The 15,587-nt window shown below is 39.1% G+C and carries 14 protein-coding genes; 13 read left to right on the forward strand and 1 reads right to left on the reverse strand.

The features are described from left to right. The first annotated feature begins 1 nt into the window (after position 1). The 11 genes from HMPREF0999_RS01480 to HMPREF0999_RS01530 all read left to right on the forward strand — a co-directional run bounded on the left by HMPREF0999_RS01480 (position 2) and on the right by HMPREF0999_RS01530 (position 10,822). Positions 2-1,057 carry a hypothetical protein gene (locus HMPREF0999_RS01480; RefSeq protein WP_009274990.1) on the forward strand — a complete coding sequence of 352 codons (1,056 nt, stop codon included), beginning with the start codon at positions 2-4 and terminating at the stop codon, positions 1,055-1,057. A gap of 34 nt (positions 1,058-1,091) precedes the next feature. Further along, positions 1,092-2,465, forward strand: coding sequence for a hypothetical protein (locus HMPREF0999_RS01485; protein ID WP_157261306.1), 1,374 nt, complete (start codon positions 1,092-1,094; stop codon positions 2,463-2,465). A gap of 37 nt (positions 2,466-2,502) precedes the next feature. Further along, positions 2,503-3,564, forward strand: a complete 1,062-nt coding sequence (locus HMPREF0999_RS01490; protein ID WP_009274992.1) for a glycosyltransferase — start codon at positions 2,503-2,505, stop codon at positions 3,562-3,564. Between the two features lie 76 nt (positions 3,565-3,640). After that, on the forward strand, positions 3,641-4,456 hold the full coding sequence (gene rfbF, locus HMPREF0999_RS01495) for a glucose-1-phosphate cytidylyltransferase (protein ID WP_009274993.1): 816 nt from the start codon (positions 3,641-3,643) through the stop codon (positions 4,454-4,456). A 15-nt stretch (positions 4,457-4,471) separates the two neighbouring features. Beyond that, a complete protein-coding gene (gene rfbG / locus HMPREF0999_RS01500) occupies positions 4,472-5,539 on the forward strand; it encodes a CDP-glucose 4,6-dehydratase (protein ID WP_009274994.1) in 1,068 nt (355 codons plus the stop codon). Between the two features lie 7 nt (positions 5,540-5,546). Continuing rightward, complete coding sequence (locus tag HMPREF0999_RS01505; RefSeq protein ID WP_008780448.1) at positions 5,547-6,455, forward strand: NAD-dependent epimerase/dehydratase family protein; 909 nt, start codon at positions 5,547-5,549, stop codon at positions 6,453-6,455. 11 nt (positions 6,456-6,466) lie between these two features. Continuing rightward, a complete protein-coding gene (gene rfbC / locus HMPREF0999_RS01510) occupies positions 6,467-7,036 on the forward strand; it encodes a dTDP-4-dehydrorhamnose 3,5-epimerase (RefSeq protein ID WP_009274995.1) in 570 nt (189 codons plus the stop codon). Between the two features lie 3 nt (positions 7,037-7,039). Further along, on the forward strand, positions 7,040-7,837 hold the full coding sequence (locus tag HMPREF0999_RS01515; RefSeq protein ID WP_009274996.1) for a hypothetical protein: 798 nt from the start codon (positions 7,040-7,042) through the stop codon (positions 7,835-7,837). 141 nt (positions 7,838-7,978) lie between these two features. Further along, positions 7,979-8,731, forward strand: a complete 753-nt coding sequence (locus HMPREF0999_RS01520; protein ID WP_009274997.1) for a glycosyltransferase family 2 protein — start codon at positions 7,979-7,981, stop codon at positions 8,729-8,731. A 13-nt stretch (positions 8,732-8,744) separates the two neighbouring features. Beyond that, complete coding sequence (locus HMPREF0999_RS01525; RefSeq protein ID WP_009274998.1) at positions 8,745-9,749, forward strand: acyltransferase family protein; 1,005 nt, start codon at positions 8,745-8,747, stop codon at positions 9,747-9,749. Between the two features lie 20 nt (positions 9,750-9,769). Beyond that, positions 9,770-10,822, forward strand: a complete 1,053-nt coding sequence (locus HMPREF0999_RS01530) for a mannose-1-phosphate guanylyltransferase (RefSeq protein ID WP_009274999.1) — start codon at positions 9,770-9,772, stop codon at positions 10,820-10,822. Positions 10,823-10,938: 116 nt separating this feature from the next. Here HMPREF0999_RS01530 and HMPREF0999_RS01535 read toward each other — a convergent pair whose 3' ends face one another. Further along, positions 10,939-12,099: an ATP-binding protein gene (locus HMPREF0999_RS01535; protein WP_005857865.1), complete on the reverse strand. Its 1,161-nt coding sequence runs from the start codon at positions 12,097-12,099 to the stop codon at positions 10,939-10,941. A gap of 349 nt (positions 12,100-12,448) precedes the next feature. Between HMPREF0999_RS01535 and HMPREF0999_RS01540 the strand changes: the two genes are divergently transcribed. Next, on the forward strand, positions 12,449-14,335 hold the full coding sequence (locus HMPREF0999_RS01540; RefSeq protein WP_009275001.1) for an amidophosphoribosyltransferase: 1,887 nt from the start codon (positions 12,449-12,451) through the stop codon (positions 14,333-14,335). Next, entirely contained in the window at positions 14,332-15,513 is a 1,182-nt protein-coding gene (gene carA, locus HMPREF0999_RS01545) for a glutamine-hydrolyzing carbamoyl-phosphate synthase small subunit (protein WP_009275002.1), read from the forward strand. Before HMPREF0999_RS01540 ends, carA begins: the two co-directional genes overlap by 4 nt. Positions 15,514-15,587 lie beyond the last annotated feature (74 nt).

The raw sequence follows: 15,587 nt of genomic DNA on the forward strand, positions 1-15,587 counted from the left end.
TATGAGAGTACTTTATATAGATCCTGCATCATTTTTGGCTCATTCTAATTATAATAGAATGCAAATAGAGGCTCTTTGTAAGATAGCAGATAGAGTTGATTTTGTTTTTAAAGAAGGATATGAAAAAGACTTAAATATTGCATCTGATAATATTGTTTATAGCATACCTTTGAGGTATTACAAAAGGACAAAAAATTCTTTATTAAGTAGGCTGATAACCATATATGTGTACTATTTGATAAAGCGAAATATAAAACTGAATGATTATGATGTTATCCTATTTTCCTATTATGATGAAATATGTCTTTTTTTTGTTAAATATCCATTGTTTACATATTTAATTAATCATATAAATGTAAGTGGATTACCATTTAGTAGGATAAAACGTTTTTTTTACAGATGTGTGTCAAAGCGTTATAAGCAGATTGTCCTTGATGCAGAGTCAAAGGTTTATTTACATTCGTTAGGTGTTGACAATGTGGAAGTCGTTGCACATGGTTTAGTTAAACCATTTTATAATAAAAGTGCTACTTCTGTGTACGATCAAAAGTTTAAGGGTTATAGTAAAATTATATTTTCTCCTTCCTTGACCAGCGTTGATGAACATGTACTAGCCTTTCTTATCGCAGATTCCGCTTTTCTTGATTATTTGGCTAGTAATAATGTTCTTTTTGTTCTACGTTCACAAGTCTTGAAATCAACCTGTGGATATATTCATATCATACGTGATGTGATGGAGAAAGAGGATTATGAGTGTTTATTTCTAAAAAGTGATGTGATTTTTTTACCTTATCCTCGGTCTTTTCAGTATAGAACTAGTGGGGTGTTACTTGAGGCACTTTCTAATCATAAAAAAGCATTGGTAAGTGATACTTCTTATTTTCGTCAATATCAAAATGTAGGAATTGATATTCGATATTTTACATCTAATAGTGATGTGCTTTCTTCGCTGCAAACGCTTTTGTCTTTGTCGTCATCTGAAGTATCGCAGAGTGTTAATGATCTGTTGGCGTTAATGCCTGATTATAAATTTCTATTGAATAAACATGATGTTTAAGTTGATATCTACAAGTTGTGGAAAAAGGCTCTCTATGGACAATTATAATTTCTGTATTTTACTTCTATTTTCCTTGATCGATGTTTTTTTATATGGAATAGAAGGGATAGATTTAATTAAGTTTTTATTTTCCTGCCTTGTTTATGCCTATTTGGTAATATTATTTTTTATAAATAAAAAAAATGCTATATTATATCTTATCTCTTTTAATTTGTTGACTATAGGATGGGGTAATTATTATCATTTAGACAATTCTTCCTTGAATTATTGGGGAATACGATTTGGGGGGGGTTCGTTGAATATTGTAATTCAGTTCTTTTTTTGTGTGATTTTAATATTAAAACGGAGATTATCTATTAGCTACTGCATGGATCCTTATTCTAGGTTTTTACTTATATATTTGATATGGATAGCTGTCGTAGGTTTTGTTAATGTCCTTTTTGGAAATATTTATTCGGATAACTATATAGATGATTTGCTGGCTATTTTACCTGTTCTATTCTACTTTGTTCTATTTAAAAATTTAGATGTCGAAAGCTTGAAAAAAGTATTGATATATACTTTTTCTATTAGTGTTATTTCATTACTATTTGCTTTTCTTCTACATCGTAAAATGGAATATGGTGGAAGTGAGTTTGTTGTATATAATAGCCTGTATTATTTATTACCATGTGGGGTTTTTATAATGAGAAAATATTATACCTCATTTTTTTTCTTATCTTCTGTTGTGATAATAATATTTTTGCTGTTAACCAATTCCTATTTTGTTTCAGGAAAAACGATTATAAGTTTTGGGCTTTTACTTCTCTGGATTCTTGGATATAATAAAAAGATTTTTTGGGTTAATATTTTGTTAATACTGTTATTTATTCCATGGTTTTTGTTTTTATTAGAATTTCTGAGTGAGAATCTAGAGAATGGAACAATTGCTTATAAGTTTCATCAAGTATTATTGCTTTTTAATTCAATTAGTATATTGGATGTTGCATCAGACTTTAGTAGTATTGGTAATCTTGTCGCAGAGTTAGTAACTTTGTTATATTACTTTATTCTTAATCCTATTTATTTTATTATAGGTAAGGGGGCAGGAGCAGGAGTTCCGGATTTGTTTGGTTGGTTTCAGCCTTTTGCGGGATATGGAGGATATAAAGAATTGGATATGATACGCAATGATTATGTAAGATTACACTTGGCGATCTATGGTGTTTTTGTGCGTGGTGGTATTATTATTTTGATTATGTATATCCATTTATTAATAAAATTATTTCTTTCCAGACAAGTAATGTCATTTTTTGCATTTATAATGATGTTATTCGTGTTTTATAGTAGTAAGGATTATCTATTGTTGTCTTTTTTATTGCTGCGAATTTCTTCCTTGGATAGTACAAAAGAATTAATTCGATCTTAAGTTTATTTCTGTCTCAAATTATTTAATATCTTGAATCATGAGAATATTATATGTCCATCGAGAATTTTCCTCAGTCCTTAACGGTGGAACTTATGTGATGCATCGAAATTATGAGATGCTTACTCGCTTATTTGGAGGAGATAATGTCATTTGTTATTCAGTAGCTCGCCCTACTCTGAAAATCATCGTTTTATCTTTATTACGCATGGGGTGTTATGGTGTTTCTAAAAGAGACGAAGAAACTATAATGGATGTCTATTGTAAGGATTCTTTTGATTTCGTTTTCTTTGAAGGGTCATTATTTGGTAGGATTGTTAAATTGTTGCATGGATTAGAAGCAAAGTCCGTGATATTTGAGCATAATGTAGATGCGTCAATGGCTTATCAAGAATACTTGTATGATCATTCTCTTGTCTCTTACGTAAAATATCGCTTTATAAAATTCAATGAAAAGCGAACTGTGAGATATGCTACCTCTTTAATAGCACTTAATAAACGTGATTGTGATGGGTTCGAGCGAATGTATGGACGGAAACCAGAACTGATTTTTCCGATAACAAGTCCTAAGGTGGACTTAGATGATGTTCCTGTATTAACCGCTATAAATAGACCGTTTTTATTATTTGTTGGTGCTGATTTTTATCCAAATATAGAAGGGATAGTATGGTTTATTGAACATGTATCCCCTTTTATCCAATTGGATTTACGCATTGTTGGGGCTTGTTGTAATAATCCTACTTTAAGAAATAAAACTCTGTCTAATGTGAAACTTGAGGGATATGTAGATGATTTATCTTCATATTATAAAAGTGCGTTAGCTGTTGTAGCCCCTATATTTAAGGGGTCGGGTATGAAAACGAAAGTGATAGAGGCGATGAGTTTTGGTAAGTCTATCATAGGTACTGATGAAGCTTTTCAGGGTATAGAATGTGATTATTGTCGTATGGGGGGGAAATGTAATACGCCATCAGAGTTTATTCATACTATAAATTCTCTTTCTGATAACAGGTTTAATCCATATACTTATCAGCTATTTTCTGAAAAATATGAGACTTCGGTGATTGAAAATAAGTTCAGAGATTTTATAGATGCTTTTTGATATTATTCTGATGTTTAGGTTATTGTATGTCTAATTTAAGACAATGCATTGATTACAATACTATAAATTTATTACAATGAAAGTAGTACTTCTTGCAGGAGGTTTCGGTTCTCGTATATCTGAGGAATCCCAGTTCAAGCCAAAGCCAATGATTGAGATTGGTGGTATGCCAATCTTGTGGCACATAATGAAAGAGTATGCCTATTATGGTTATACCGAGTTTATCATTTGCGCCGGTTATAAACAGGAATATATTAAGGAGTGGTTCGCCAACTATTTCCTTCATAACTCTGATGTGACTTTCGACTATCGTGGTGGCAACAACGAAATGACCGTTCATCAAACTAATATGGAGCCTTGGAAAGTCACTGTCGTTGATACGGGCTACAACACTATGACTGGAGGCCGTATTAAGCGTATCCAGAGATATATAGAGAACGAGACTTTCTTGATGACATACGGCGATGGTGTTTGTGATGTAGAAATTGATAAATTGGTGGAGTTTCATAAGAGCCATGGTAAGCTTGCGACCCTTACGGCCGTCAAGATAGCACAAGATAAAGGAGTCTTAGATATTACTAAAGATCAAGCCGTAAGGGCTTTTCGGGAAAAGAACGCCTCTGATGGCGCTCCTATTAATGCCGGTTACATGGTGTTAGAACCCGAGGTTTTTGATATGCTGGAAGGGGGTGACTCTTGTGTCTTCGAAAAGACCGCACTTGTCAGGTTAGCGCAAGAGGGTCAGTTGATGTCTTATATCCATACTGGTTTTTGGCAGTGCATGGATAATATACGTGAAAAATCTATGCTTGAAAAACTGCTTGCCGAGGATAAAGCTCCTTGGAAGCGTTGGGAGCGCTCTGTTCCGGAAATACCAGATTACGCAAAATAATAAGTTATCATACGAATGGGAAATATATTGGATTTTTATAAAGGCAAGAGGATTTTCCTTACGGGCCATACCGGCTTTAAGGGCTCTTGGATGTGTAGGATACTCGCTAATGCCGGAGCGGTCGTTACCGGATATTCACTTGAAGCCCCAACAGAGCCTTCGTTGTTTCAAATTGCCAATATTGAAGATGACATACATTCCGTGATTGGCGATATACGAGATTATGCCTCTCTAAAGAAGGCTTTTGATGAGTCTCAACCAGAAATTGTGCTGCATCTTGCCGCTCAGCCCATTGTTAGAGATTCTTATAAAGATCCTGCCTATACCTACGAGACAAACGTGATGGGTACCGTGAATATTCTTGAGTGTGTTCGCAATAATTGTTGCGTGAAGTCTTTCTTGAATGTCACTACGGATAAAGTGTATTTGAATAGGGAGTGGAGTTGGGGTTATAGGGAGAATGAGGAATTGGATGGGTATGATCCTTATTCAAATTCCAAATCCTGTTCGGAGCTGGTGACTCATAGCTACAAGCGTTCTTTCTTTACAGATATTGATGGTCTGCCTATTATTCCTATTTCTACTGCTAGAGCGGGTAATGTGATAGGTGGTGGAGATTTCGCCAATGATAGAATAGTACCTGATTGTATCCGTGCGGCTGTAAAACATGAGGATATTGTTGTGCGTAATCCATACTCTACCCGTCCTTATCAACATGTTCTAGAACCTTTGTATGCTTACCTGCTGATAGCGATGAAGCAATATGAGGATATCGGTTTTGCGGATTATTATAATGTAGGTCCCGATGATGTGGATTGTTTTCAAACAGGCGCTCTTGTTGAGCTATTTGTGAACAAGTGGGGCGAAGGCATGAGGTGGGTGAACAAGTATGACGGTGGTCCTCACGAGGCTAATTTCTTGAAGCTTGATTGCTCTAAATTGAAAAAGACTTTTGGATGGAGCCCTCGATGGAATCTGGATGAGGCAATGGAAAAGATTGTTGAATGGAGTAAGGTTTGGCTAGCAGGTGGGGATGTTCGTGTTTGTATGGATAAACAGATAGATGAATTTTTAAACGTATAACGATAATATGAAGAACGTAATCGTCACAGGGGGCAATGGTTTTATAGGTAGTTCACTTATAAAGAAATTGATAGAAAAAGGTACTAGGGTTGTTGCTGTTGATATTACCTTTCATGGCAATCGTTTGCCTGATTCAAATCTTATTACGAGGATAGAATCAGGGGTGAATACATCTCTAGTCGAAAGACTGCCAGTAATTGAATATGACTCTTTCTATCATTTTGCGTGGAAAGGTGTAAATGGGGCTGATAAAGCAGATCCTACGGTTCAATTATCAAATATTCAGATGGCAGTAGATTGCGCTAATATTTGCAAGAGGCTAAATGTGAAAAAATTTCTTTGTGCGGGTACTGTAGCGGAGAATGTAGCATTTAGTTTGTCGCATCTGAAAAAAACGACTGGTGGAATGATGTATGGTGTGGCTAAGCATGCTTGCAGAATAATTTTGGAAGATTATTGCAAGAATATCGCTCAACAGTTTGTGTGGATGCAGTTCTCAAATATATACGGTGTAGGTAATAAAACGGGCAATTTGGTTAGTTATACGTTAGGTGAGTTGATGGCTGGTAAAGAAGCCGCATTTGGTCCAGCTTTACAACCATATGATTTTATTTATGTGGATGATCTTATAGAAGCTGTATATCGTCTAGGCTTTAAGGAAACGAATAAGCCGTTCTATTATATAGGCTCTGGCAATCCTAGAGTCTTGAAAGATTATCTTATTCGTATAGGAGAACTAGTTGGTTGCGCAGATAAGGTAGGGATAGGAGTCCGTGAAGATGATGGTGTAAAGTATACAATGGATATGTTTGACAATAGTAACTTGGTTAGTACTATTGGAGAATATGCGTCTATAGACTTTGATAAAGGCATTGATAAAACTATTAATTGGCTTAAAAACTCTTTGATGTTATAGCGGAATTAGTCATGATACAGAAATTTGAATTCAAGGAACTTGATATGAAGGGGGCATATGAGATAACTCCCTTCTATGCCACAGACGAACGTGGTGGCTTTATCAAGGATTACAATATTGATGCATTTAAGCAAAATGGTATAGATCATGAACTTAAAGAGGTGTTCTATACCATTAGTAAAAAGGGTGTAATTCGTGCGATGCACTTCCAGCTTGTTAAACAGCAAGCCAAGCTTGTTCGTTGTATAAGTGGCCATGTGTATGACGTAATCATAGATCTTCGCCCTGATTCGCCAACATTTGGTAAATGGCAAGGTTTTGATCTGACCGGAGAGAATCAGAAGGCTCTATACATACCTCAGTATTTTGGCCACGGCTATTTGGTGCTGGAGGATTCTGTCGTTAGCTATAAATGTGGTGAGGTGTTTTATGGTGAAGGTGATGCCGGCATAATGTATAATGATCCGGATATGGCTATAGAGTGGCCTTTCGGTAAGATTGGCGGTATTGAGAAATTGATCATTTCTGACAAGGATAAAAACTTGATGAGTTTGAAGGAATATATAGAAAAAGTAAAATAGCTGATGGATAAGCGACTTTCTATTTATGTTAGTTCTCCGGATTCGTATTCTGATGTGCTTGCCGTATTTTTAAAAGGATATCGGAGATATTGGAGTGATTGTCCCTATGAGTTTATTCTAACCACCAATACCAAATCGTATGAAGGTATTACTTGTATATGCAATAATAAGCAAAATGATACTTGGGTTGAGCGTACTATAGCGGCTTTGCCAGTTATAAAATCGAAGTATGTAATGTTGATGTGTGATGACATTATCTTGAGTGACAATGTTGACAATTCATTAATAGAGCGGTTACTTGACTATATGGATAGCCACGAGATAAGGTATTGTAATTTAGGCCCTACTCCTAAAGGATCTAAAATTAAATCTTTTCCTTTATTGCGTAGTGTCAATAAGCAAATCCCCTATGCTATCAATCTTCAATTTGGAATATTTCGAAAGGATCTTTTTGTTGAGCTGTTAGGTGATGGCTCTCTTAGCGCATGGGATATTGAAAACTCAATAAATGAACAAGCCGCTGTTGCTCCATCAGAGGATTATAAAGATGTGGTGGCAGTTTCAGAATATATCTTGCCATATATACATGGAGTATATAAAGGTAAATGGATTAGGCATGCTGTTGAAAGTTTGAGTGGATTGAGCTTGTATATAGATTCTGGTAGAGGCGTTGTTCCTCTCTCTCAACAGATAAAGATTGATATGACTAATTGGCTTCAGTGGAAAATATCACCTAGGCAACGGAGAACGCTAAAAAGTATTTTGAGTAGGTTTGGCGTTAATTTTGCGACTGAGCGGTGAATCGATGTAGATGTGCCTATTTGTAAATTTTTAAATTACAGATAATTAGATAAGATATACTTTCTTATGATTAAACTCAGTTTGGGGCACAAACAAGTGCCTCATATGGGCTAAATAAAGTGCTTACTAAACTTTTATTTTATGAACCCCCTTATATCTATTATAACTCCTTGTTATAATGCTTCTCCTTTTATTACCCAAACGATTGAATCTGTCTTATCTCAAACTTATCCTTATTGGGAGATGTTGATCGTAGATGATTGCTCGACAGACCGATCAGCTGAAATTATTCAAACGTATGTGGAACGTGACACAAGAATTCGGTATTTGAGGACGGAGAATCCGTCGGGCAGTCCGTCGCTGCCAAGGAATATTGGACTTCAACAAGCGCAGGGCGAATATATCGCCTTCTTGGATAGTGACGATGCTTGGTTTCCTAATAAACTAGAAGAGCAGGTGGCGTTCATGGAGGCTTATTCTTATAACTTTGTTTATTCAGACTACGAGAAGATGTCGTGGAATGGAGCTAGGGCTGATCGGTGGATTCGGGTTAGGAGTGTATCTACTTATTGGGATATACTAGAGAGTAATGAGATTCCCTGCTTGACAGTATTGTTGCATAGGGAGTTAATCGAGCAGACTCGCTTCCGATCGATTCCCAAAGAAGATTACGCCTTTTGGCTAGAGATTTTGCGTAAAGGGGTAAAGGCTTATAACACGGGTAAGATACATGCATTGTATCGTGAGGCTGTGAATTCTCGTTCAGGAAATAAATGGAAGATGTTCGCCCAACAGTGGTTCGTACTCCGGAAGGTAGAGGGTGTGAAATGGATCCCCTCTATTTACTTTATGCTGATTTTTGCTTATAAGGGTTTTATGAAGTATATAAAATAAAAATATTAGTTGTATGGAGTGTATTAAGCAAGATCCTGTTAGTTTGAATCGTATATTATGGTTGGATGCTCTTAAATGCTTTGCGATGTTTTTAGTGATTTGGGGACACGTTATTCAATATGGTGTTACGGATTACCTTGAAAATGATATACATATAGGTATCTATTCTTTTCATATGCCTTTGTTTATGATGATATCAGGTTTCTTTGCGGGCAATATTGCAAAGTATTCTTTTGGGAAGTTTCTAAAAAAGAAATTTATTCAATTGATATTTCCTTGTATAATTTATGGTTTTTTATGTTCGTATATATATATATATATATATAGAGGTAGTCTTTTAGGTAAATATTTTTATTGTTTATGGTTTTTGAAATCTATATTCTTGTGCTTTGTGTTTTATTATCCATATGCAAAATATAAGAATGTGTATGTTCTATTTTTTACAATAGTACTGAGTCTGTTTGTCGTCTATTATAAATTTAATGAAATGTACATTTGCTTTTTATTTGGTACGTTCCTTCGTGAATTTGAAAGATTAGTCTATCGTAAGATTCGTCTTGTTTCGTTTTTATCAGCCACCGTATTTTTGTTTCTGTTTTGTTTTTGGAATAATGAGTATCTTAAAATATATTATGAACATTTAGGTCCTTTTGTTTTATTTGATACTTCTTCTTCTTTAACGCATTATTTTAGTGTCTTATTTTATAAAATAATAATTGGCCTTTGTGGTTCAGTGTTTCTGTTTTGTTTGTTTAAAATGAGGTCTAGTCTCTTTCAATCTTCTAAGTTGGGTAGATATATTTCTTATATGGGTAAAAATACTTTGTATATCTATGTCTTTCAGTATTTCTTTCTTGAAACTGTTTTAGGTGTTTTTCTGGATTTAGATAATCTTGATAAATACTTTACCGATTTAGTATTAACTCCGATACTGTCATTGATTATATTAGTATTTATGAATTATCTTTATGTAAAGATAGGTAAATCTTTTGCGATGACATTCGTATTTGGTCGCTGAAATTAATTCTTTAAATATATATGCAAACAAACAACACACATATCGTCATCATGGCCGGAGGTATTGGTTCTCGATTTTGGCCTATGAGCACGCCTGATTATCCTAAGCAATTTATTGATGTGATGGGTGTAGGGAAATCATTGATTCAACTTGCCGTGGAACGTTTTTCCTCATTGTGTCCCTTGAGTAATTTTTGGGTGGTGACAAGTGAACAGTATGTGGGGATCGTTCAGCAACAATTACCGGAAATACCGCTAGATAATATTCTTGCTGAGCCGGAGGCTCGTAACACGGCTCCTTGTATCGCTTATGCCTGCTGGAAGATCAAGTGTAGGTTCCCTAATGCCAATATCGTCGTAACACCTTCAGATGCCTTGGTGATCGATGTGATTGGATTTCGAAAGGTGATTGCGCAGGCTCTTTCATTCACGCAAGAGCGGAAGGCGATTGTGACGATAGGAGTCAAACCTTCAAGACCAGAAACTGGGTATGGATATATAAAAACATTTTCTTCCTCTATAAAGAATGAGGTCGTAAAGGTTGAGGCATTTAAGGAAAAGCCCAACCGAAAGGGGGCAGAAGATTACTTGGCTGATGGTCATTATTTTTGGAATGCGGGTATCTTTGTGTGGCATGTAGACATGATTATGGAGGCTATCCGTAAATATACACCGGAACTGGCGAGAGTGATGGACAAGATGAGTTTAAGCTTTTATACGGATGATGAGAAAAGAGTAATAGGAGAACTATTCCCTACTTGCGAAAAGATCTCGATAGATTATGCGGTGATGGAGAAAGCTGAAGAGGTTTATATGCTGTCTGCTGAGTTTGGCTGGAGTGATTTGGGTAGCTGGGGATCACTACATTCCTTGTTACCTCAAGATATGGATGGGAATTCAGCCGTGGGGTCAGAGGTACGGATGATCGATTGTGCTGGATGTGTTGTGCACACCTCGGATGAGCGCAAAGTTGTGATTGAAGGACTTAAGGATTATATCGTAGCTGAAAAGAATGGGCAACTATTGATTTGTCGTTTGCAGAATGAGCAGATGATAAAGGAGTGGGGAAGATAGGGATTTTCTTGTTTTCTGATAAACTTAAAAATAATCACCTTGGACATTCATTTCCTTTTTGAAGGGGGGAGACGAATGGCTGGGGTGATTATTTTTTTTAGGTGATGACTATAATACTACCACATCATACCCATGAGCCAGAATGGAATGGCGTTGCCTACAGGGTAGTCGGTGTTGTCTCTCAAGACATAGTCCGCTTCTTTAGGATTTTTGTTTTTTCCTCCAACTTCTAGGGTTTGTGATACATGGTCTTTTGTAATCACATAATCACCTTTCTTCTCGTCTTTCATGGCGTTTATCTCGTAACCTGCCCTAGAAAAGCAGTGGACAGTGTAGGCTTCACGTTCCGTTCCTTGGTCTGCATTCAAAACCTTATAAGCACATGGGTCTGCGAACAACATTTTTGCGCCAGTGCTACGGGCTTTCGTGTCATTGGGGTACTTTACTATTTTCAATAGATCTACACTTTCCATCACAAAGAGTAGTTGATAGAGTTTTTCCGCTCCTATTCCCCAGTCGGAGCATAAGGAGGTGACTTGTACACGAGGTATTGAGGAGTTTGCCAGTGTGCCGATAATGGCTCGCATCACACGTAGGTTGTTTTCGGAAATGCTAGGCAGGAAGAACGGTATATCGTTATTGAGAATTTTGTCGATGATAGCCATGTAACGTGCTTCGAAATCTTTCTCTTGGTAGAAAGGACGTGTACCGTAACTACGATAATTGAGGAAATGGTTCAACAGCTCCGCATCTGGTTGTGTAGGTAGTATTGTGTCTCCCAGTTTATACTTGGGGTATATTTGGCCAGTTTCAAGATATAGAAATTCTCTGAACGACATTAAAGGCATCTGTATCGCTACATAACGTCTGGACAAGTCGGCTTTGCCATCACGAAGTACTAACGATGAGGAATCTGAAATCCAGATGATTTTTCCTGGATAGTCATCATACAAGGCCTTCAGATGTATGCTCCAGTTTGATGCGTAGTGAATCTCGTCGATAATAACACCTTCATAACCAAGCATGAATACGCTACTAACTAAGTCATAGAGCGGTTCGCCAATAATCTTCGGATTATCAGCAGAAAAGTATAATAAGCGCCTGCCTTGTGAATGATGGAGTAGAAATGTAGATTTGCCACATCCTCTGGCACCGGTTAGCATCAGGTTTTTAGGGAGCTCATCAAACTCCGTGGTAAATGGTCGCAATCTCTGCGGAAGAGCCGCTAATCGGCGTTGCATGGCCGTTACCAGTGTTTGGAGTATATTTGTATTCATTCTATGGAAATTATATTTACGCACAAAATTACCGAATTATTTCTATGATAGAAAGAATTTATGCAAGAATATTTCTGTGCCAGAAAGAATATTGGTGTTTTTCTTTCTGTTACGGAAATATTACGGTTCTCGGATGGATATCTTTGAAAGGCCTCTTTCAAGAGGGAAATGAGTGGCTTATGGATTGAAAATAAAACGCTCCCTTTTGCTTATAAAATGTAAGCTTTGTTAACCAAACGTCCGATAAAAACATTTTTTCCGTGAAAGTGTCAATTATTTTATGTTTGTTTAAACAATATGTTAGGTATTGTCTGTATCTTTGCGGCAAAATCAAAAAGTTGATTCGACAATGGAAGTATTGAAGCACGAGTGTGGTGTTGCCATGGTCCGGTTACTGAAACCCTTGGAGTATTATCACGAGAAGTACGGTAGTTGGATGTATGGACTGAACAAGCTCTATTTGCTGATGGAAAAGCAGCATAACAGGGGGCAGGAAGGAGCGGGCTTAGCCTGCGTGAAGTTAGAGGCAAATGCCGGAGAGGAATATATGTTCCGTGAACGGGCCGTCGGGACCGGAGCTATTACCGAGATATTTGCCGCAGTTCACGAACACTACAAGGATTTAACCCCCGAGCAACTCAACGATCCGCTATTCGCCAAAGCCAACCTACCTTTCGCCGGAGAACTTTATATGGGCCACCTCCGTTACAGTACCACCGGAAAATCCGGAATCTCTTATATCCATCCTTTTTTACGACGCAATAACTGGCGTGCAAAGAACCTTGCCGTTTGCGGAAATTTCAACCTGACAAATGTTCATGAAGTATTCGAGGAGATCACGGCGATCGGCCAGCATCCCCGGAAATATTCCGATACGTATATCATGCTGGAGCAGCTGGGACACCGGCTGGACCGGGAAGTGGAGCGCCTGTACCAAAAGTGTGAGGCGGAAGGATTGAGAGGGATGGATATCACGCATGCCATCGAGGATCAAATTGATTTGTCGAACGTGCTGAAACGCTGTACCCCGGGCTGGGATGGTGGTTTCGTGATTTGCGGTATCACCGGTAGTGGCGAGTCGTTCAGCGTGCGGGACCCGTGGGGAATCCGTCCGGCCTTCTATTATGCGGATGATGAGATTATCGTGTTGGCGTCCGAGCGTCCGGTTATACAAACCGTGATGAACGTGCAGGTAGAGGATATCCGGGAGTTGAATCGGGGAGAGGCGATACTCGTCAACAAGAAAGGCGAGTGGCATATCTCCCAGATCGTGGAGCCGAAAGAGAATAAGGCTTGTTCCTTCGAGCGTATCTACTTCTCACGGGGTAGCGACGTGGATATTTACAGGGAAAGGAAGCGTTTGGGAGATAATCTCGTGCATCCGATCTTGAAAGCGGTGGATTATGATTTGAATCATACCGTCTTCTCTTTTATCCCGAATACGGCTGAGGTCGCTTATTTCGGGATGCAGGAGGGATTGAACAACTATTTGAATAAGCTGAAAAAAGAATGGATCGCCGATCGTAGTCACTTGCTCAGGGAAGAGGAACTGGAGCAAATCCTTTCCATGCGAATCCGCTCGGAGAAAGTAGCTATAAAAGATATAAAATTACGTACATTTATCGCTGAGGGCAATAGCCGCAATGATCTGGCGGCGCACGTGTATGATATTACTTACGGAAGTATTGAACCTTTTATCGATAATCTGGTTGTGATAGATGATAGCATCGTGCGGGGTACTACCTTACGCCAGAGTATTATCGGTATCTTGGATCGCCTGCATCCGAAGAAAATCGTGATCGTAAGTTCTTCTCCGCAGGTACGTTACCCGGATTATTACGGTATCGATATGTCCCGGATGAACGAGTTTATCGCTTTTAAGGCCGCGGTGGCCCTGTTACGTGACCGGGGGATGGAATACGTGATCTTGGACGCTTATCAGAAGGCGAAGCGACAACAAACAGCGGCGGATGGTCCGTTGGTGAATTACGTAAAGGAGATATACGCCCCGTTTACGGACGAGGAGATATCCGTTAAGATGGTGGAGTTGCTTACACCGGCCGGGACACAGGCGAAAGTAGAGATCGTCTACCAGACTTTGGAGGGCTTGCATGCCTCTTGTCCGGAGCATCCGGGTGACTGGTATTTCTCCGGCGATTACCCGACACCGGGCGGGACTCGGTTAGTGAACGAGGCTTTTATTCACTATATGGAAGAAGAATATTTAGTGAAATGACACAACATACAGATTCTATGCAGACAAACAGAACAGCAACTTTGATGTTAGACGACGGTACCGTCTTCCGTGGCTACTTTTTCGGCTATGAGAGACCGGTGGCTGGCGAGGTCGTGTTCAATACCGCTATGACCGGATATCCGGAGAGCTTGACGGACCCTTCGTACGCAGGCCAGTTGATGGTGTTGACTTATCCGCTCGTTGGTAACTACGGTGTCCCGCCTCGTACGTTCGAGCCGAACGGGATCGCTACGTTTATGGAGAGCGAGAAGATCCACGCCGAGGCGATTATCGTTAGCGATTACAGCCATGAGTATAGCCACTGGAACGCCGAGTACAGCTTGGGCGACTGGTTGAAGGAGGAGAAGATCCCGGGCATATACGGTATCGATACGCGTGCGTTGACTAAGAAATTGCGTGAGCATGGCGTGATGATGGGACGCATCGTTATCGGCGATGCCGATAACGAAATTGAAAATGGAGAATTGAAAATCGAGAATTATGAGCATGTGAACTATGTGGATCGGGTATCGTGCAAAGAGATTATTTGTTACCTGCCCGATGGTACGAGCCAGGCCTGTTCTTTATCGGAAGCCTCCAATTCTCGATTCTCGATTCTCAATTCTCAATTCCTAAAGCGTGTCGTGCTTTTGGACTGCGGCGTGAAACATAACATCATCCGTTGCCTGTTGAGGCGTAACGTGGCGGTGATCCGTGTGCCTTGGGACTACGACTTCAATCAGCTGGAATACGATGGCTTGTTTATCAGCAACGGTCCGGGCGATCCGGATACTTGCGATGCCGCCGTGCGGAATATCCGTAAGGCGCTTTCCGGGGATAAGCCGATTTGCGGTATTTGCATGGGTAACCAGTTGTTGGCGAAAGCCGGCGGTGCTTCTATCTATAAATTGAAGTACGGTCATCGCAGCCATAACCAGCCGGTACGTATGGTAGGCACGGAGAAATGCTTCATCACCTCGCAGAACCATGGTTACGCCGTGGATAACGATACGCTGGGTGAGGAGTGGGAACCGCTGTTCATCAATATGAATGACGGGACGAACGAGGGTATCAAGCATAAGACGAAGCCTTTCTTCTCCTCTCAGTTCCATCCCGAGGCTTGCAGCGGGCCGCTGGATACGGAGTTCATGTTTGATAAATTCACGGAATTGTTGTAGCCGGGGATTTACGCCCACCCTAAACGAGGGATTAGGGCAACCCTAAATGAGTGTTTAGGTCTACCCTAAACGGG

This window comes from Parabacteroides sp. D25 (assembly GCF_000307475.1).
GTDB classification, from domain to species: Bacteria; Bacteroidota; Bacteroidia; order Bacteroidales; family Tannerellaceae; genus Parabacteroides; species Parabacteroides distasonis.